Here is an 18,917-nt window from a genome sequence, read left to right on the forward strand (position 1 = left end):
TGCCTTCAACAGCCCAGAAGCCGGACAAGCCCGGCTTTGTAACGTTCGACCATATGCGTGGCACGCATCCGCTCCCGCTCGTCGGCCGATTGCCCAGCAATCGTCCAGAGACCAAGCTGAAACGCGAGATAACAAGGTTCCAAATAGTCGACCAAAGCCCAGTCGATCGGTGTCGCTTGCTCGATGCAGATTACCAGCTTAGAAAGCTCGGCGGCGGACAGGTCGTGTTCGACCCGCGCGCCCGCGATGTCCCATTCTATGCCCTGGCAGCCGACAAGATCATGCGAGCGGCAATGATCGAGCGCGTCCGTCTTGACCAGGGATCCACCGGGAAGGACCAGAAACTCCCAAGGGTGCAGCCGTCCATCGATCTCGACCCGGCGCGTTGGACGCGGTGATGGCTGGCAGGCAAACCAGTTCTGCAAGGCGTGCGCAAACTTTTCCCCCAGCGCTTCCTCGCAGTTTTGCACCGCCATGTGTGCGAGCTGGTCCAACGACGCGCCTGCCTCGTCGGTCTGCAGCCTGGCAGCGCGCCAGCCGAGGTAATGCCCAAGCCATTCGATCAGCAAATCCCTTGCCGGCCCTGCCCGGTCCAGCCTGCCGGCATCGATCCAGCGCTCGACCAGAAAACCGTGGCAGAGGCCGGCAGGCTGGGCGCCGAAGCCGGCTTCGTGGAGTGCCTTGGCCGTGCGCAGCTTGCGACGTCCAGTCTCGCCAAGGCCCGCGAACTTGACCAGCCAGCGTTCGCCGCCGGACGAAGCGATGAATTTGCGCCGCTCGAACGCCGGAAATGCAGGCGGCCAGGCGCCTGTCGGCACAGAGAGACATTCGCGCCACGCCCCGCCGGAAATCTCATGAAGCTCAACATCGGTCTTGCCAAGCAGATGTCTTATCCAGTCCCGCAGCCGGGGGGCGACTGCGCCGTCGAAGGCATCTTCGAACTCCGCGACATGGCTTTGGCACTGCGACAAGGCAGCGACGGTTTCGGCAGCAGCCTGCGCGCCCGGCCCCCCGCGGTGGCTCGGGAAGAGATGAATGCGCTCCTGGTCGATCCCGTGCCGGCGAAGCCAGGCAATGACGGCATGAAATGAGCTACCGGAGAGACCCGGGCCCTCATCGACGACAGCAAATTTGGCTTGCGGTCTGTCGCGCCAAGAGCCGAGGAGTTCGGGCGCGGCGCTAATGTGTCGGGAAAAAGGATGGCCGATCGGCCGTACGCTGATAGGCGACGGCGCATGCAGGGCGGCGGCGACCATCGCCGCCAGGCCGAGACCGATGCTGCGGATGCCTATGACGCAGGTGTTTGCGTCGAGGCCGGACCGCAACGCCGCAAGCAGATAGGTTTCCGGGTAGAGGGCATACAGCGCATAGCCTTCAGCCGGTCCGGTGGCTATTGCGCCGCCGCAATCGAAGGCGGCAAGCTTCGCAAGCAGCGACGCATCGAGCGCTCCGCTTCGGGCAAATCCTTGTTGCCAGGACCGCAGCACTTCCCGCGACAACTCGACGAGAATTTCCGACCCCAGCTTCTGCCTCGACGAACTGGTGTCGACGCCTCTCGTGTCGAATTCCGCATCGGCAAGGCCCTGCAAGAGTTCAGAGGCGGTGACGAAAAGATCGACTAGAGCGGCGTGACGTTCGAGGCCCGCAGGCAGATCGCCAATTGCTTGAGCCGCGGCCAAGACAGCCTCCCGGAGCTGTTCTGCGCTATGCGTTCGCTTGTGGTCGCCGAAGACGATCATACGGCTCCTGCCTGCCTGTCTGGCCGCCAACGCGAAGCGGCGCCTCTTTGATCCGCAATCAGACTCACCAATTTTTCGCGGCGCGAAGGAACATTCGAGGCCGCTCCCGGTTCGGCGGCGAGGAACTTACCTCCAACTTAAAAGAGGCAGTGGTTTCGTGACATCGAAGAAAGTTCGTATCGGCATCGTCGGCGTAGGCAACTGCGCATCATCCCTTGTGCAAGGTCTCTCCTACTACCGCCACGCCAATGGCAACGAGCCGATCCCCGGACTGATGCATGCCGATCTCGGCGGCTACCATGTCGACGATATCGAGGTGGCCTGCGCCTTCGATGTTGCGGAAAACAAGGTTGGGCGCGATGTGGCGGAAGCGATCTACACCGCGCCCAACAACACCTTCCGTTTCGCTGATGTCGCGCCGACCGGCGTTCGTGTGGAGCGCGGTCCGACTCTCGACGGCATCGGCAAATATCTCCGCGACACGATCGAAGAGTCCGATGAACCGGTCGCAGACGTAACCGCACGGCTCAAGGAAAGCGGGACCGAGGTGCTCATATGCTATCTTCCGGTCGGCTCCGAAGAGGCCGCGCATTTCTATGCAGAATGCGCACTCGATGCCGGCTGTGCCTTCGTCAATTGCATCCCCGTGTTCATCGCTTCGAGGCCGGAATGGCGCCGGCGCTTCGAGGAACGCGGCCTTCCCCTGGTCGGCGACGACATCAAGAGCCAGGTCGGCGCAACCATCGTGCACCGGCTGCTCGCAAATCTCTTCCGCGAGCGCGGCGTGCGCATCGATCGCACCTATCAGCTCAATTTCGGCGGCAACACCGACTTCCTCAACATGCTCGAGCGCGAGCGGCTGGAATCGAAGAAGATTTCGAAGACGCAGTCCGTCACCAGCCAGATCGACGTCCCGCTCGAGGCCGGCAACATCCATGTCGGACCCAGCGACCATGTCCCGTGGCTGACTGATCGCAAATGGGCCTATATCCGGGTCGAGGGCACCACCTTCGGCGGCGTGCCGCTCAATGCCGAGCTGAAGCTGGAGGTTTGGGATTCGCCCAATTCGGCCGGCGTCGTCATCGACGCCGTCCGTTGCGCAAAGCTCGCGCTTGATCGCGGCATTGCCGGCGCGCTCACGGGCCCCAGCAGCTACTTCATGAAATCGCCGCCGGAGCAATTCACCGACGCAGAAGCGCGCCTGCGCACGCTCGCCTTCATCGCCGGCAACGACGAGCCAATGCTGGACGCCGCCGAATGACAACGACGTTCTTTCTTATCCGCCACGCGGCGCATGATCATGTCGGCTCCTATCTGGCCGGGCGGCTCGAAGGCGTTCGCCTCGGCGAAGCCGGCCAGGCGCAGGCGCTGCATCTCGCCCGACGGATGGCGCGGGAACCGCTCGCGGCGATCTTCAGCAGCCCGCGCGAACGCACGCTTGAAACAGCCAAGCCGATCGCCATCGCTTGCGAGATTGAGAAGATCGCGATCTGCAAGGAACTCGACGAGATCGACTTCGGCGAGTGGTCCGGAAAGACCTTCGAAGAACTGAACGGCGACGCAAGCTGGCGGCTTTGGAACGACCAGCGCCAGAGCGCCCGGACGCCGAGCGGCGAGACCATGCTGGACGTCCAGCACAGGATGATCGGCCTCATGGACGCGCTGCGCGAGAATGGACAGGGTCAGTGCATCGCGCTTGTCAGCCATGCCGATGTGATCAAGGCGGCTGTCTGCGCGATCCTCGGCCTGCCGCTCGGCGATTGCTTCCGCTTCGATATCGCGCCGGCCTCCATCACAACAGTCGTCCACGGCGACTGGGGTTCCAAGCTGATCCGTTTGAATGAAATCGCCTGACGGGAGCGGTAACCGATGCGCATGGTCATTTTCGGCCTCACCGTCACATCGTCATGGGGCAACGGGCATGCCACACTCTGGCGCGGGCTGATTGGCGCTCTGGCGCCGCTTGGCTGGTCGATCAGCTTCTTCGAGCGCGATACGCCCTACTACGCCGGCGCCAGGGACATCGACCGCTTGAGCGGCGGCGATGTCGTTCTCTACCCGGATTGGGAGGATATCCGCCAAGAGGCCGAGACCGCCATAGGGCAGGCCGACGTGGTCATCGTCACCTCCTATTGTCCTGATGCCGTGGAGGCCTCGCGGCTCGCCAACGACGGCTGTCGCGGCCTGAAAGTGTTCTACGACCTCGATACACCGGTGACGCTGGCCAACATCGAGCGAGGTGATTACCCGGCCTATTTCGAGCCGGAAGAATTGCGCGATTTCGATCTGGTCCTGAGTTATACCGGAGGGCCGGCGATCGACACACTGAAGAGCATTCTCGGCGCGCGTCATGTCCTGCCGCTTTACGGTCATGTCGACCCCAACCGGCACCGGCCGGCGCAGTCTAGGTCCGAGTTCGCCGCCGACCTGTCTTATCTCGGGACCTATGCCGAGGACCGGCAGGCGGCCGTCGAAAGGCTGCTCGTCGCTCCAGCAGCCCGATTGCCGCAGCGCCGTTTCATCATCGGCGGGGCGCAGTACCCGCAGCACTTTCCCTGGAGCAGCAACATCTATTTCGTCAGGCACCTGCCCCCCGCCGACCACCCGGCCTTCTTTTCCTCCTCGCGCCTGACGCTCAACGTCACCCGCGAGGCGATGGCGCGACAGGGCTGGTGCCCATCTGGCCGTCTGTTCGAGGCGGCCGCCTGCGGCACAGCGATTATTTCCGACGACTGGGCCGGCCTCGACAGCTTCTTCACGCCCCGCAGCGAGATTCTGTTGGCGCATGGCACCGGCGACGTCATTGCCGCCCTTGGCCTGTCGGACAATGAGATCGAAACGCTCGGCCGCCGCGCCCGGGAGCGCGTCCTCGACGAGCATACGTCCGCGCATCGCGCCGCCGAACTCGACCGCATCCTGAACGACGCCTTCGCGTCCATGTCGAGGGGCACAATGGAGGAAGTCGTCTGATGTTGGGCATCGTGCCTGCCGCGGGCCGCGGCAGCCGCATTCAGCCGCTGGGTTTCTCCAAGGAGTTGCTGCCGGTCGGCAGCCGGCTCGACGGCCAGACCGAGCGTCCATGCGCGGTGAGCGAATATCTGGTGCGGCGGATGGTCCGCAACGGTGTCGACCGCATCTGCTTCATCATCGGTTCGGGCAAGTCGGACATCCTCGAATATTACGCCGCCGGCTACGACAATGCCGCAGCGATCTTCGTGGCGCAGCCTTCCCCAGTTGGACTCTGTGACGCGATCTTCCGCGCCGCACCGCTCGTGACGCCGGAAGAAACGGTCCTGGTCGGCCTGCCGGATACGATCTGGTTCCCCGAAGATGGCTTCTGCCGCCTGGCCGACGACCGGCTGTCCTTCCTGATGTTTCCGGTCGATCGCCCGGAACTGTTCGACGCCGTCGTCCTCGATGGGAACGGGCGGGTCGAGCAGATCCAGGTCAAGCAAGCTGACGCCGCAACAAACTGGGTCTGGGGCGCCTTCAAGACGCCGGGCCGTATCTTCCATCAACTGGCGGCCCTGTGGCGCCAGCGCGACGGCGTCGACGAGTATTTCGGCACGCTGGTCAACGCCTATCTCGCCGGCGGAGGCGAAGCTTACGGCGTCAAGGCGGGGACGGCCTATGTCGATGTCGGTACTTTCAACGGCTATCGCACTGCGCTCAGGCTGCTCGAAAGCAACGATGCCCTCGATGATCCGACCCTGCCGATATTCGCATCGCAGGACCGTTCGGGCGTGCCAACCGTTCCAGGCGAAGGAGCTTAGCCATGCTGCATTCCAGCACGGAAATACGCCGCCGCATCGACGCACTGGGGCCGTGGTTCCACAATATGGAGCTCGCGGGCGTGGAGACTGCTCCCGATCATTTCCTCGGCAACTACCCGCTGATCAAATGGCGCAAATTCGCGGATGCCATTCCGACTGATCTTTCGGGCAAGTCGGTGCTCGATATCGGCTGCAACGCAGGCTTTTACTCGATCGAAATGAAGAAACGCGGCGCCGATCGCGTGCTTGGGATAGACTTCGACCAAGCCTATCTCGCCCAGGCGCGTTTCGCCGCCGAGATCGCCGACTGCGAGATCGAGTTCAGGGAACTGTCGGTCTACGACGTCGCCTCGCTCGGCGAGCGCTTCGACATCGTGCTGTTCATGGGCGTGCTTTACCACCTGCGCCACCCGCTGCTGGCGCTCGACCTGATCCGCGCGCATGTCGCGAACGACCTGATGATCTTCCAGTCGATGCAGCGGGGCAGCAACGAAGTCCTGCCGCTCGAACAGAACTACCATTTCTGGACACGCGACCTCTTCGATCAGCCCGAGTTTCCGAAGCTGCACTTCATCGAGCATCGCTATGCGGACGACCCGACCAACTGGTGGATTCCGAACCGTGCCTGCACCGAAGCGATGCTGCGCAGCTCCGGTTTCGAGATCCTGCTCCACCCGGAAGACGAGGTCTATTTCTGCCGCGCGTCCGGCGAACCGACCGGCAGCGCCGCCGTCTATCCTTCGAAAGGAGAGACCCGTGATTGAAGCCGCCATGATCTGGAACGAGCCCAACAACAAATCGCACTGGGACCCGGAGCTCGACCCCGACTGGAGCCGTTTTGCCACAATGGCGATCCTGGCGGCTGACGCGATCGGCCGGGAAAATCCTGCCATCACAAGAGTGCTGGGCGGCATTTCCCCGATCGATGCCGGCTTCATGACGCGGATGAAGGAATTCGGTGTCCTGGACCATGTCGAGGCGGTCGCGGTGCATGGCTTCCCGCTGGACTGGAACCTTTGGCAAATTCACGAGTGGCCCCACAAGCTCGGAGAAATCGCGACGGTCGCCGACATTCCGGTGTGGGTCAGCGAAGTGGGCGTGTCGACCTTCGGCGCCGAGGAGGTGCAGGTCTGGGGCTTGCGCCGGACAGCGGAGCTTTTGCTCGGACTTGCGCCGCGCGTGCAGTGGTACAGCCTCTATGACCTGCCGCGTTCGTGGGAGGCGACGACACGCCATCGGGAAGCGGAAGGTTCGTCCTATTACAGGCATTTCTACATGGGCCTGCTTCGCGAGGACGGCACGCCCAAGCCGGCGCTCGAGGAATTCGTGCGCCACACTCCGCAAATGGGCCTGGTGCAGTGGTTCCATTACGAGGACCCTCGGCTGGACGACGCTGTTGCCTGGATGGAGCGTCTGGGCGTCACCCATCTGCGCACAGGCCTGTCCTGGGCCGACAGCTTTCGGCCGAATGCGCTGGACTGGTTCGACCGCCAGATGGAAGCGCTGGCCGACTTCAACGTCACCGTCACCTTCTGCTTCACGCCGGAACATCGCGGTCTGCAGCCTCATCACACCAGCCCGCCTCAGATCCCCGAGGAATTCGCCGAGTTCTGCGCAGCGATGATCCGGCGCTACGCTCCCGCGATCGGCGACGATATGGCAGCAGCGCAACGTGTGTCGGCGGCGTGGTGAGGCCCGGCTCGATCAGCGATGACACTGACTGTCCTCAACGTCGCCTATCCCCTCGCGCCCGTCGGGCCGGATGCGGTCGGCGGCGCGGAACAGGTGCTGTCGGCGTTGGATCGGGCGCTGGTCGAGAAAGGCCACCGTTCGGTTGTCGTCGCCTGCCACGGCTCGAGCACGGCCGGCGTCCTGGTGGAGACACAAGCCGAAACAGGTGTGCTCGACGAGGCGGCGAAGGACCGAGCTCATCAAGTGCATCGCGATGCGATCGCGGCCGCCCGGGCGCGCTGGCCCATCGATGTCGTTCATCTCCACGGGATCGACTTCGATGCCTATCTGCCTTCCGACGGCCCTACCCTGGTGACACTGCACCTACCACTCGACTGGTACCCGCCCGAGGTGCTGGCGCCGTCACGCGAGGACTTGTGGCTGCATGCAGTCTCGCAGGCGCAGCACAGGATGGCGCCGACAGGGTCGAGGCTTGCGAAGCCTATTCCAAACGGTGTTGATATCGATGCGCTGAACCAGCCCCGGTCGCGGCGCAATTTCGCGCTGGTGCTCAGCCGCATCTGTCCCGAGAAGGGCGTCCATCTCGCGATCGAGGCCGCCAAGCGCGCCGGCGTGCCTCTGGCGATCGCCGGCCAGGTCTATCCATACGAGACCCATCTGCGCTATTTCGCCGACGAGGTCCGCCCCCGGCTCGATCGCCAGCGGCGTTTCCTCGGGCCACTCGGCTTCTATGCCAAGCGGCGGCTGCTCAACACCGCACGCTGCCTTGTCATTCCCAGCCTTGCCCCCGAAACAAGCTCGCTTGTCGCGATGGAGGCGCTTGCCTGCGGCACACCGGTCGTCGCTTTCCCGAACGGCGCCCTTCCCGATGTCGTCCAGCACAGCAGGACCGGTTTCCTGGTCAATGACGTCGAGGAGATGGCGAAAGCCATTATCGCTTCCGGAGCCCTGGACCACGCGGCGTGCCGTGCCGAGGCGCGTCGCCGCTTCTCGCTTGAGCGCATGATCCCATCCTACATGGATGCTTACGAAGCGCTGGCAAAGCTTGGCACCCGTCGCGCCTTGCTGGGAACCGGCTGATGGGCGGTCTGCGCACCGAGATCATTCGTGACGCGAGAGCATTCGAGGACCTGGAGCCGCATTGGTGGCGGCTCTGGCGGCGGAGCATCTCGGCCACGCCGTTCCAGTCTCCTGCCTGGCTCATTCCATGGTGGCGGACATTCGCGCCCGGCGACCTTGTGGCCATTGCAGTGTGGAGTGGAGACGCCCTCGCCGGCCTGGCGCCGCTCTATGTCGAAAGGCATGATCGCGGTCAGCGCCTGCTGCCCATCGGCATTTCTCTAAGCGACTACCTCGACATCTTGTGCGTGCCGGAACTGGAGGCGAAGGCTGGCGCCGCCATTGCCGGCGCGGTGCTCTCGCTCGAATGGTCGCAATGGATCCTGCCCGACCTCCCGGCCGATGCCATGTCGCTGAGCCTTGAGCTGCCGAATGCACAAGAGTGCCGGTCGATGGCGCACGCCGCCTGTCCCGTGCTGCCGCTCGATGGCGATCGAACCCTGGCCTACTCGGTTCCGGCGAGACGAAGGCGTCAGTTGCGCCGCGCCGAGCGAGCTGCCCGGCGAAGGGGAGCCGTTGTCGTCAGCCGCGGCGAGTCCGATCCGCAGATATTTCTCGAGAGGCTGATCCCGCTGCATGGCGCGCGCTGGGCCGGTCATGGCGGGGGCGTGCTATCCGCCGCGGCTGTGGAATTCCACCGCAGGGCCCTGCCGCGGCTTGCCGATAAAGGCCTGGCGCGATGCCTGACGATCGAGATCGGCGGCGCCGTCGTCGGTGCCTATTACGGATTTCATCACCACGGCCGGGCCTATGCTTATCTCGGCGGGTTCGATCCGGCCTATGCCGAGGAAAGCCCCGGCGCGATCCTGATCGGCCATGCCATCGCCGAAGCCGCCAGCGAGGGCGCAAGGGAGTTCGATTTCCTGCGCGGACGCGAAAGTTACAAATATGGCTGGGGCGCAAAAGACCGCTGGACAGCGCAGAAGGTCTGGATGCGGAGCGCGCCGCGGTGACCGCCGTGAGGCAAACCGGTGCGATTGCCAGGCGCCTTCTGGAGGATTGCATGGCCGATGGTCTCTCCGTCGACAACGCGCTGGCGAGATTGGCTGTCCATATCGATAATATGACCAGCGCGGCGCAATTGGCGGATATCGCGCTGAAGATGCGCCCGAGCCATGTCCCCCGGCAGTACTGGTTGGAAGAGATCGCCACGACGCTTCGTGACAACGCCGACACCTTTGACGCCGTCCGCAGGGCTGCTGCTTGCGTCTCGCATGATCTGCCGGACGGCGAGCCGGCCGCCATGACCGTCGAGCGGCTGGCCGGCGGATTCGATCGGGCGGCGGCCATCTCCCCGGCGGCCAGCGTGCAACTGTCTTCGCTGGGCGACGAGGACAGACTCTCGGCCACAACCGGCGAGATTGCCTTGTGGCTGGAACGGCAAGGCATGCTCGGCGCCCACAAACGAATGTTGGACATCGGCTGCGGCATCGGGCGCCTCGAACATGCGCTTGGCGCCATGGCGGGATCTATCGTCGGCATCGATATCTCGCCCGGGATGATCGCCATCGCGCGCCGGCGATGCGCCGGCGTCGCCAATGTGGAATTCCGCCTGACCTCGGGCCTAGACCTCGATGACTTTGCCGATCAAAGCTTCGACGACGTGCTGGCTCTCGACAGTTTTCCTTACCTGATGCTTGCCGGTGTTGCCGGGCGGCACCTCGGCGAGATCGCGCGCGTGCTGCGGCCGGGAGGAATGGCGGCAATCCTCAACTATTCTTATCGGACATCGCCGGACATCGATTCCCGCGATATCAACGGTCTTGCCCGTGCCTATGGCATGCATGTCCTGGTCGACGGCGAAATGCCTTTCCGCAGTTGGGACGGCACGGTCTTCCTTATCCGCCGTGGCGGCGGAACATAACGCGCGGGCGGCAGTTCGGTCGCCGAACAGTTTCACGCAGGCAGGAAGACGAACAATGGCGACCGGCGGCAAGAAGCATATGGGCCGGGGCAGCCAGGGCAAGAGCTCTGGAACCGGGGCGAAGACGACCCTCGACAAGGAAATGGTCGGCGAGAACGAGGTCCTGTCCAATCGGGACAAGAAGCAGCATACGGAGCAACGCGGTCTGGACGGCAACCGGATCAAATCCGATCAGTACCAGGACCACGCGGCGAACCGTCTCCCGAAGGAATGAGTGAATGCCAGCGGATCGCCTTTTGCCCCGAAATCCGAAGACTGCGATTCCGAAATCCCACAGCTTGCGGCGGGCGCCTTGCAAAGGCCGGTCGGGTATGCCTCAGTGAGATCTGAAGGGGCCTCTATTGTTAAGAGAATGCGATGTCTCGCCGGAGCCAGCGCGATCTATGCGCCCAGGCAATCCAGAGCCTGGATCAGGAGATCGCGTCCCTGTTGACCGCCATCGAGCGGGAGAAGGTCCCTGACCGGCTGACCAGGCTTGCACTCGAACTGCAGAACGCACTGATCGAAAAGCGCAAAGGCGATATGACGACTGAGCGCGGTTGAAGGTGTCGCGGCAAGGATGCGGCATTCCTCCGAGACCGGCCGAAGGGCATTGGCAGGGCCTGCTGTCGCTGGCCAACTTGATCGATGGAACCTTAACATATGTGAATCGTTGTAGCCGGTTAGGAGTCATCCCGATGGCGCAGGATGGCAGAACTCCGGAAGTGGACGAACTCGTTCGGCGGCTTGTCGCAACGACGGGCATCACCGAAACGCAGGCGCTTGAACTTGTTGCCTTGCTCGGCCTGAATTGGGCTTCGTTGATGAGAGAGGCGAAAGTCCTGCAAGCAACTCAGCGCCCGTAGGCTGGCTTTAGCGTCTTGCGCCTTCGGTATCCCAATGGTCGTCCGAAAATTGGCGCCGTCGCTCGATCAGCGCCTGCGGCGAGCTTTCCCCGAGGAACTCCAGAACACCGGCACGGGCACGATTGAGACGGCTTTTGACGGTGCCGACAGCGCAACCGCATATCTCAGCAGTTTCTTCATAGCTTACGCCCAGCACGCCGATCAGCACCAGAACTTCACGCTGATGGGATGGCAGTTTCTGGATGGCTCGATGCACCTCCTTGCTTTGAACGGACCAATCCTGCGACGGCTCCGAGATCGGCCGGCTGGAGGCGCAGTCAAGCAGCCCGGGGGCCTCCCTGGCCGCCGCCTTGACACGCGTGTAATGCGTGTTGCGCATGATCGTGAAGAGCCAGGACTTCAGCCGCGTGCCCGGCTCGAACTTGTCCAGGTTGGCGAGTCCCTTGGTCAGTGTCTCCTGCACGAGGTCGTCGGCGTCGTCGGGCACCCGACAGAACGTTCGTGCAAAAGCCCGCAAAGCAGGAATAAGATCAACGACGGAGACCTCACCGGCGTCAGAGTTCGACAAATTATGCTCTCTGGGTGACAATTTTCCGGGCCTAGCAAGCAGGAGTGGATGAGATGCAGACTAGGGAGAATGCCTGAGAAAAAGGAACGTTCCTGTTTTCCATCGCTCGGCCGAAACTTTTGGCTGAGCGGCTCGGTCGAGGGAAGCGGCAACATTCAGTGGGGCGCTTCGATCCTCGGCTCCTCGATATACCAAGGCATGGAAATGATCACGATGTCCGATCCGCCAAACTCGAGCAGTTTGGCGTGCAGTCGGCGAGCGCGATGGGTGTGCAGGATGTACTGCCACCAATTGGGCGGCACGACCTCCGGGAGCAGCACCGCAATGGTGCGGCCACCGAACTCGACTCGCAGCACCCTGATCTCCTTCAGCAACGGCTCGGACATCAGCCGGTAGTCGGCATTGAGGAGAACCAGGCGGGGTGGCGCAGGCCAGCGGCCTTCACCGGCGCCTCCACATCCTTCGACCACCTCCCGCGAATTGCTCGCTCTTCGTCGCTCTCTTCACCCGACAGGCGCGCGACATGGACGGCAATGACATCTTTCGACAACTGAAAGGCAAAGCTGAGCGCCTTGTCGGCCATCCTGTTCCACTGCTGGGTCACGACGAGAACCACAGGCGGTTGAGTGTTGCTGAGACTGAGCTCTCCGGGCTCGCGCAAACCGGCCTCGAGGTGGTCGTAATAGCGCCGCACCAGCCGCAGGAGGACGATCACCAGAGGAATGACGATCACCGTTATCCAGGCCCCTTCCCTGAATTTGGCGATGACGATCACGACGAGCGCCAGGGCGGTGATGGCGCCGCCGAGCGCATTGACCGCCAGATGCATACGATGACCTGCGTGCTCCGGACCCTTCTCCGTGCGCCGCGCTCTCACCCAATGCAGCACCATGCCGGTCTGCGACAGCGTGAAGGTCAGAAAGGCGCCGATGGCGAAGAGCGGGATCAAATGGTCGGTGATGCCGCCAAACACCACCAGCAGCAGCCCCGTGGCAAAACCGAGGTAGAGTATGCCGACAGAGAAAACCAGCCGGCGGCCGACCATTGCAAAGGGCCTGGGAAGATACCCGTCTTCAGCCACCATGCGGCAAAGGCGGGGAAAATCGACGAAGCTGGTGTTGGCTGAAAGCGCGAGCACGCAGAGCAGGCTGCCGATGGCGACGTAATAGAAAATACCGTCGCCCACCACGGCATGCGCAAGCTGCGAAAGCACGCTCTGATAGCCGTCCTTCTCCTGGTCCATCGCGCCAATGCGATAGCGTGCCGAAAGGAAGGCGATACCGCCGAGCAGAAGCCCCAGGACCAGGCAGATCGCCGCCAGCGTGCGGCGGCCGTGCCTGACGGGCGGATCCTTGAAGGCGGTCATGCCGTTGCTGACCGCCTCGACGCCGGTCATCGCAGTGCAGCCGCTGGCGAAGGCGTGCATCAAAAGCAGCAGGCTCACACTCGCGGTCGGCTGCGGCAGCGGCGGCGGCGGAACTGCCGGCGACGGCTGCCCGCCCGATAGGCTCGCCTTCCAGACGCCGATCGCAAGGATCGCCAGAAAGCTCCCCACGAAGAGGTAGGTGGGCAAGGCGAACAGCCGGCCGGCATCGAGCGTGCCGCGCAGGTTGACGACGGTCACCAGAAGAAGGATGCCAAGGCAAAGCCACAGCGTGTAGGGGTGCAGCGAGGGCAGCGCCGAAACCAGCGCGCCGACGCCTGCGGAGATGCCGACGGCGACATTGAGCACGTAGTCGACCATCAGCGCGGAGGCGGCGAGCAGGCTGGCATTGCGGCCAAGGTTCTCGCGCGAAACGATGTAGGTACCGCCATTGCTGGGATAGGCCGCGATGGTCTGGCGGTAGGAAAGATAGAGGACCGCGAGCAGGCCGACTATAGCGCCCATGATCGGGCCGATATAGCCGAGGCCCGCCGCGCCGAGCGGGATCAGGACGGTGAGTGCCGCTTCCGGGCCGTAGGCCGAGGAACCCAGCCCATCGAGGCCCATGGCCGGCACGCCTTCGAAGACGCCGATCTTGCGCTGCGACTGTTCCTGATTGGCCAGCCGGCGGCCGAGAATCCATCCAAGTATCGACATGTCGCGATCCCGAGAAAACGTCCACCGAAGAGTGCGGAGAGAAGAATGTTCCTCGACGGTTCGAGCGCGCGGCTGGAGGCGTTTGGCGCTTCAGCGGAGAAACCCGGTATCGGCTCGCCCCAACGACTCCCCTCGCGACCGAAACACTGCAAGTCGCCTTCACGCGCAAAACGATTCGTGAACCGAAGCGATCCACAGAAATATTTCGGGGTATTTTTGTTGGCTTTGTTGCCTGGGATTGGCGGTCAACCGCCTGGAAACAAAGCGGAATTTCTTGCGCTTGGATTCCGCCGCCGGGGCACCATCACCTCTGTTCACCAGACGTGATCGAGGTTGCGCAGGAGAGTTTATCGCCCATCAATCGGGTCGTGAGGGTGGGAATTCTATTTGTAACATATCCATACTGAACGTTTTCTGTGTAATAAACTGCGTAACAATGAGCAGAAAAAATCAACAATTTCAATGTATAGGCATAAAATCGAAAGACGACCTCTCCGCCATATTTTTTTAATGAATCAATTGTTTCGAATAGTTAGCTAACTCGATTGCGAGCCGCGGCTTCCAGCAGCCAGTCGACGAAAAGCGCGGCGTCGGGATGCGGATCCCTTCCGAGGGGCTCCAACAGGTGAAAGGCCTCGTCAATCGGAACTTCGAGATCGAATGGCGCGAACAGTCTGCCGGATTTCCGTTCTCGGTTGGCAACAGACAACCGCCCGAGTGCCACGCCGCCACCTTCTGCCGCGATCTCGAAGGCCGTTAAGGAGGTGTCGAGTTGCAAGCCTTGCCCCGGGTCGACCGTTTTTGCCTTGGCGGCATTCAGCCAGATCCCCCAGCCTTCCTGGTATCCGAGCACATGCAGTAACCGGTGTTCCCGCAGATCGTCGGGCCGCTTCAGTGGCCGTTTCGCGACGAGGCCAGGGGCGCAGAGGGGCGTAATGGTCTCCCATGTCAAACGGTGACTCCGCACGTTGCTCCAGCCGCCAGTGCCGTACTGAATGTCGAGATCAAAGACGTCCGTATCGAAGGCATCGTTCCAGACACTCGAGATAATCCGGATATTCTTGTTGGGATTGCAGTCCAGAAATTCCGGGAGACGGGGCGCCAGCCAATTGACCGCGAACGACACCGCGCATCTCACTGTCAACTCCTTTGCTCGGCGCCCACCGAACACCTCACGGGTACCGACAGCCAGACGCTCGAATGCGTCGCGCACCTTCGGCAGATAGGCCTCCCCGGTCTTGGTCAGTTGCAGGCTGCGGGGGTGGCGGATGAACAGCTGATGCCGAAGGCTGAACTCGAGCGATTTGACGTGCTTGGAGATGGCGGCCTGAGTCAGATTCAGTTCCTTGGCAGCATCGGTGAAGCTGAGGTGTCGCGCTGCGGCTTCGAAGGCGCGCAGCCAAATGAGAGGCGGCAGATCGAGCTGCATCTAGTCATCTCCAACCTATCTATAACAGAAACAGGGTCATTGTCTGCGAAACGGTTGTTTGACGCAACACGCGTTGCCGAGACATTCAAGGCTCACCTGCGCCGGCGGGACCAAGTGAGCCCACTTCCGAAGCTCAGAGCCGTCCCCGATGAGGAAGGCGGCAGGTACCGCCGATAATGCAGCCCGAGGGATCCAATGTTCTCGTTTTTCCCAACTGCCCGCGTCCGTCCATCGCCCTTCTTTGAAGCCGCCGTCGCGGAAGGCATGGTGGCTGCGAATGTCTACAACCGCATGATCATGCCGACATCGTTCGGCGACCCGGAGGGAGAGTATTGGCGGCTGATCAACGGCGTCTCGCAATGGGATGTCGGTGTGGAACGCCAGGTGCAGCTTAAGGGACCGGACGCAGGCCGGCTGGCACAAATCCTGTCACCGCGCGATCTCTCGACCTGCAAGATTGGCCAAGGAAAATATGTGCCGCTTTGCAACCATCGCGGCACGATCATCAATGACCCGATCTTGTTGAAGCTCGCCGACGACCTCTATTGGTTTTCGATTGCCGACAGCGACATCTGGCTTTGGGCCAGCGCCATCGCGGCCGAACGCGGGCTGAATGTCGAGATTACCGAACCCGACGTCTCGCCCATGGCGCTGCAGGGACCCAAAGCCGAGGATGTCGTAGCCCATGTCCTGGGCGATTGGGTGCGCGCGCTCAAGTACTTCTGGTTCAAAGAAACCGAGATCGAAGGCATCCCGATAGCGGTGCAGCGATCAGGCTGGTCCAAACAAGGCGGATTTGAAATCTATCTGAGGGATGGGACGCAGGGCACGAAGCTCTGGAACATCTTCAAGGAAGCGGGCAAGCCCTGGGGGATCGGCCCCGGCGCACCGGCAACTGCGGAACGCACCGAGAGCGGACTCGTGTCGGTGGGAGGCGATACCGACGACGAAACCAATCCTTTCGAAGTTCGGCTCGGCAAGTATGTCGATCTCGACGTTCCCGACGATGTTGTTGGCATCGGAGCACTCCGAAAGATTGAAGCCGAGGGACCGAAGCGGCATCAACTGGGTCTCATCTTCGATGCCTCGATGCCGGTGCCGTTTGGCGCCAAACGTGAGGACATCACCTTCGAGGGCGCCAAGGTTGGGGTGATGACGCATTGCACGTGGTCGCCCCGAATGAAGGCCAACATCGGGTATGCCTTGATATCGACCGACGTGAAGGCCGGAGCGACGGTCAGCGTCAATCGCGCGAACGGTTCGATGGCCGCGCGGCTGGTGGAGCTTCCTTTCCTATGATCGACGAGGCGCCTTATCTCCGACCTCGGGCCGCCAACCACGTGCCGTTGACCCCGATCTCATTCCTCTACCGTACGGCTGATCTTTATCCTGATCGCCTGGCAATCATCGATGAGGAGCGTCGCTTCACCTGGCTGGAAGTGCGCCGCCGCTGCGAGGCTCTGGCGGCGGGCTTGATCCGCTTGGGCGTTAGGCCGGGAGACGTCGTTTCGGTCCTTGCTCCCAACACGGCTGAAATGTTCGAGGCACACTTCGCCGTCGCGATGGCCGGCGCGGTCCTCAACACCATCAATATCCGGCTCGATGCCGAAACCGTGGCCTATATTCTTGAGCATGCCGAAGCCCGAGTGCTGATGCTGGATCGGCAATTGACCCCCCTGGCGGAGGAGGCACTGGCACGCCTTGATCGGCTTAGGCAAAGCGCGCCGTTGGCAGAAGTGGCGCTGGCGCGCCTCAATCGGCTGAAACCCCTGGTCATCGACCTTGGCGGGCCGGGACAGGCCCTGGCCGGATGCAACCGCCACGCGGATTTGGTTCATTCCGAAGCCGCAGCCTTCGCGCCGCTGCTGCCGGCCGACGAATGGCAGACCCTGTGCCTGAACTATACATCCGGCACCAGCGGGCGGCCCAAAGGCGTGCTCTACCATCATCGCGGCGCCTATCTCATGGCACTGGGCACCATCGCGGGATGGGGGCTCTCGGGCCATCCGACCTATCTTTACACAGTGCCCATGTTCCACTGCAACGGCTGGGGGCATGCGTGGACCATGACCGCGCTTGCAGCGACGATCGTCTGTTGCCGGCAGATCTCGGCCAAGGCGATCGTCGGGGCCATCGAGGCTTTCGGTGTCACCCATTTTGGCGGGGCGCCCGTCGTGCTCGGCATGCTGGTGGAGGCCGCCGAAGCAGAACCTTTTACACTCCCGCATGCCGTTCGGGTCATGACGGCCGGAGCGCCGCCGCCTGCGGCCATTCTTGAGAAAGTCGAAGCCTTGGGCTTCGATGTGATGCAAGTATACGGACTCACCGAAACCTACGGCCATGTCGTCCAATCCATTTGGGACCAGGCATGGGACGGCGTGGATTTCACGAGGCGCGCGATGATCAAAGCGCGCCAGGGCGTGCGCTTTCCCACAACGGAAGCGGCTGAGATTTGGGACTCCCAATCCGGAACGCGCCTGCCCCAGGATGGCAGCGCGATGGGCGAGATCGTGCTGCGCGGCAACACGATCATGAAAGGCTATCACAAGGATGAAGCAGCCACGGAAGCTGCCTTTGCAGGCGGAGCGTTCCACACTGGCGACGTCGCCGTGCAGCATCCGGACGGCTTCCTCGAAATCAAGGACCGCATCAAGGACATCATCATCTCTGGCGGGGAGAACATTTCCTCGATCGAGGTGGAATCTGTTCTATATCGACACGCGGCCGTCAGCGCCGCCGCTGTCGTGGCCAAGCACGACGTCAAATGGGGCGAAACACCCTGCGCCTTCGTGGAGCTCAAGCCTGGTGCAAACGCCACCGCGGATGAACTGAACCAGTTCTGCCGGCAACATCTCCCCGGCTTCAAGGTTCCAAAGCATTATATCTTCGAGACCTTGCCCAAGACTTCGACGGGCAAGATCGAAAAGTACAAGTTACGTGAACGGGCCAAGGCTTTTCCATGATGAAACAACAATACATCACCATCGAGACGGAAGGCGCTGTAACCGTTGTGACGCTGGCACGCGAGGATCGGCGCAATGCCATTAGCGAAGACATGCTGTTGGAGATCGAAAACGTGTTTCGGGCGCCACCCCACGGCACGCGGTGTTTCGTGCTTTCGGCCAGGGGCGCCCATTTCTGCGCCGGGCTGGATTTGCGGGAGCACTATGAGAAGGACCGCTCTCCAGTCGAATTCATGACCATGTGCCAACGCTGGCACCGAACCTTCGACCTCATTCAATTCAGCGGCATCCCCGTGGTCGCCGCGCTCAAGGGGGCAGTCGTGGGCGGCGGCCTCGAACTGGCGGCGGCGGCGCATGTCCGCGTAGCAGAGGAGAGTGCCTTCTTTGCTCTTCCGGAAGGCCAGCGCGGCATCTTCACGGGCGGCGGCGCAACGGTACGCGTGGCCCGCATCATCACGCCGGCGCGCATGATCGACATGATGCTGTCGGCAAGGACCTACGACGCCCGACGCGGGCTGGATCTTGGCCTATGCCATGAAGTGGTTGGCGACGGCCAGGCGCTCGCCCGTGCCAAGATGCTGGCTGCGCAGGTTGCGTCCAATCCCCCAACCACCAATTTTGCCATCGTGACCGGCATATCCCGCATCAATGACATGTCCACCACGGACGGCCTGTTTGCGGAAGGCCTGCTTGCCGCAGCCGTGCAAACCAACCCGGATATCAGGGAGCGGCTCGAGGCCTTCTTTTCCAAGAAAACCGAGCGTCTCGAACCGGGGACCAGGTGA

The 18,917-nt window shown here is 62.5% G+C and carries 20 protein-coding genes; 15 read left to right on the plus strand and 5 right to left on the minus strand.

Annotated elements, in window-relative coordinates; genetic code table 11:
* Nucleotides 1-5 precede the first annotated feature (5 nt).
* Nucleotides 6-1,739 carry a hypothetical protein gene (locus EN852_RS02610; RefSeq protein ID WP_127874790.1) on the minus strand — a complete coding sequence of 578 codons (1,734 nt, stop codon included), beginning with the start codon at nt 1,737-1,739 and terminating at the stop codon, nt 6-8.
* Nucleotides 1,740-1,896: 157 nt separating this feature from the next.
* Here EN852_RS02610 and EN852_RS02615 point away from each other — a divergent pair, with 157 nt between their 5' ends.
* The 11 genes from EN852_RS02615 to EN852_RS40730 all read left to right on the plus strand — a co-directional run bounded on the left by EN852_RS02615 (nt 1,897) and on the right by EN852_RS40730 (nt 11,092).
* Nucleotides 1,897-3,000, plus strand: coding sequence for an inositol-3-phosphate synthase (locus tag EN852_RS02615; RefSeq protein WP_127874791.1), 1,104 nt, complete (start codon nt 1,897-1,899; stop codon nt 2,998-3,000).
* Nucleotides 2,997-3,593 carry a histidine phosphatase family protein gene (locus tag EN852_RS02620; protein ID WP_127874792.1) on the plus strand — a complete coding sequence of 199 codons (597 nt, stop codon included), beginning with the start codon at nt 2,997-2,999 and terminating at the stop codon, nt 3,591-3,593. Before EN852_RS02615 ends, EN852_RS02620 begins: the two co-directional genes overlap by 4 nt.
* 15 nt (nt 3,594-3,608) lie before the next feature.
* Entirely contained in the window at nt 3,609-4,709 is a 1,101-nt protein-coding gene (locus EN852_RS02625; protein ID WP_127874793.1) for a glycosyltransferase, read from the plus strand.
* Nucleotides 4,709-5,512 carry a sugar phosphate nucleotidyltransferase gene (locus EN852_RS02630; RefSeq protein ID WP_127874794.1) on the plus strand — a complete coding sequence of 268 codons (804 nt, stop codon included), beginning with the start codon at nt 4,709-4,711 and terminating at the stop codon, nt 5,510-5,512. The genes EN852_RS02625 and EN852_RS02630 overlap by 1 nt, the downstream gene beginning before the upstream one ends.
* A 2-nt stretch (nt 5,513-5,514) precedes the next feature.
* Nucleotides 5,515-6,276, plus strand: a complete 762-nt coding sequence (locus EN852_RS02635; RefSeq protein WP_127874795.1) for a TIGR04290 family methyltransferase — start codon at nt 5,515-5,517, stop codon at nt 6,274-6,276.
* Nucleotides 6,269-7,204 (plus strand): beta-xylosidase, encoded by a 936-nt coding sequence (locus EN852_RS02640; RefSeq protein WP_127874796.1) that lies wholly within the window; start codon nt 6,269-6,271, stop codon nt 7,202-7,204. The genes EN852_RS02635 and EN852_RS02640 overlap by 8 nt, the downstream gene beginning before the upstream one ends.
* A gap of 18 nt (nt 7,205-7,222) precedes the next feature.
* Nucleotides 7,223-8,284 (plus strand): glycosyltransferase, encoded by a 1,062-nt coding sequence (locus EN852_RS02645; protein WP_127874797.1) that lies wholly within the window; start codon nt 7,223-7,225, stop codon nt 8,282-8,284.
* Nucleotides 8,284-9,276, plus strand: a complete 993-nt coding sequence (locus EN852_RS02650) for a GNAT family N-acetyltransferase (protein ID WP_127874798.1) — start codon at nt 8,284-8,286, stop codon at nt 9,274-9,276. Before EN852_RS02645 ends, EN852_RS02650 begins: the two co-directional genes overlap by 1 nt.
* A 50-nt stretch (nt 9,277-9,326) precedes the next feature.
* Complete coding sequence (locus tag EN852_RS02655; protein WP_127874799.1) at nt 9,327-10,187, plus strand: class I SAM-dependent methyltransferase; 861 nt, start codon at nt 9,327-9,329, stop codon at nt 10,185-10,187.
* A gap of 55 nt (nt 10,188-10,242) precedes the next feature.
* Entirely contained in the window at nt 10,243-10,461 is a 219-nt protein-coding gene (locus tag EN852_RS02660; RefSeq protein ID WP_127874800.1) for a hypothetical protein, read from the plus strand.
* Between the two features lie 463 nt (nt 10,462-10,924).
* Complete coding sequence (locus EN852_RS40730; protein WP_189545673.1) at nt 10,925-11,092, plus strand: hypothetical protein; 168 nt, start codon at nt 10,925-10,927, stop codon at nt 11,090-11,092.
* A gap of 7 nt (nt 11,093-11,099) precedes the next feature.
* Here the strand turns inward: EN852_RS40730 and EN852_RS02670 are convergent, their stop codons facing one another.
* The 3 genes from EN852_RS02670 to EN852_RS02675 all read right to left on the minus strand — a co-directional run bounded on the left by EN852_RS02670 (nt 11,100) and on the right by EN852_RS02675 (nt 13,740).
* Nucleotides 11,100-11,660 carry a sigma-70 family RNA polymerase sigma factor gene (locus tag EN852_RS02670; protein ID WP_127874801.1) on the minus strand — a complete coding sequence of 187 codons (561 nt, stop codon included), beginning with the start codon at nt 11,658-11,660 and terminating at the stop codon, nt 11,100-11,102.
* 155 nt (nt 11,661-11,815) lie between these two features.
* Nucleotides 11,816-12,046 (minus strand): hypothetical protein, encoded by a 231-nt coding sequence (locus EN852_RS42135; protein WP_246694153.1) that lies wholly within the window; start codon nt 12,044-12,046, stop codon nt 11,816-11,818.
* A complete protein-coding gene (locus EN852_RS02675) occupies nt 12,046-13,740 on the minus strand; it encodes an APC family permease (RefSeq protein ID WP_246694154.1) in 1,695 nt (564 codons plus the stop codon). The genes EN852_RS42135 and EN852_RS02675 overlap by 1 nt, the downstream gene beginning before the upstream one ends.
* A gap of 45 nt (nt 13,741-13,785) precedes the next feature.
* On the opposite strand from EN852_RS02675, the gene EN852_RS02680 reads away from it, so the two are divergent.
* A complete protein-coding gene (locus tag EN852_RS02680) occupies nt 13,786-14,067 on the plus strand; it encodes a hypothetical protein (RefSeq protein ID WP_127874802.1) in 282 nt (93 codons plus the stop codon).
* Nucleotides 14,068-14,272: 205 nt separating this feature from the next.
* On the opposite strand, the gene EN852_RS02685 is transcribed toward EN852_RS02680, so the two are convergent.
* The gene (locus EN852_RS02685; RefSeq protein WP_127874803.1) at nt 14,273-15,169 is read right to left on the minus strand and encodes a LysR substrate-binding domain-containing protein; all 897 of its coding nucleotides are present in this window, start codon (nt 15,167-15,169) and stop codon (nt 14,273-14,275) included.
* 291 nt (nt 15,170-15,460) lie between these two features.
* On the opposite strand from EN852_RS02685, the gene EN852_RS02690 reads away from it, so the two are divergent.
* Genes EN852_RS02690 through EN852_RS02700 form a run of 3 tightly spaced genes read left to right on the plus strand, consistent with a single transcriptional unit; the run spans nt 15,461 to nt 18,917 of the window.
* Nucleotides 15,461-16,468 carry a glycine cleavage T C-terminal barrel domain-containing protein gene (locus EN852_RS02690; RefSeq protein WP_246694155.1) on the plus strand — a complete coding sequence of 336 codons (1,008 nt, stop codon included), beginning with the start codon at nt 15,461-15,463 and terminating at the stop codon, nt 16,466-16,468.
* A complete protein-coding gene (locus EN852_RS02695) occupies nt 16,465-18,132 on the plus strand; it encodes an AMP-binding protein (RefSeq protein WP_127874805.1) in 1,668 nt (555 codons plus the stop codon). The genes EN852_RS02690 and EN852_RS02695 overlap by 4 nt, the downstream gene beginning before the upstream one ends.
* Entirely contained in the window at nt 18,132-18,917 is a 786-nt protein-coding gene (locus EN852_RS02700) for a crotonase/enoyl-CoA hydratase family protein (RefSeq protein ID WP_127874946.1), read from the plus strand. Before EN852_RS02695 ends, EN852_RS02700 begins: the two co-directional genes overlap by 1 nt.

It is taken from the genome of Mesorhizobium sp. M2E.F.Ca.ET.209.01.1.1, from assembly GCF_004010375.2.
In the GTDB taxonomy this organism is placed as follows: Bacteria; Pseudomonadota; Alphaproteobacteria; order Rhizobiales; family Rhizobiaceae; genus Mesorhizobium.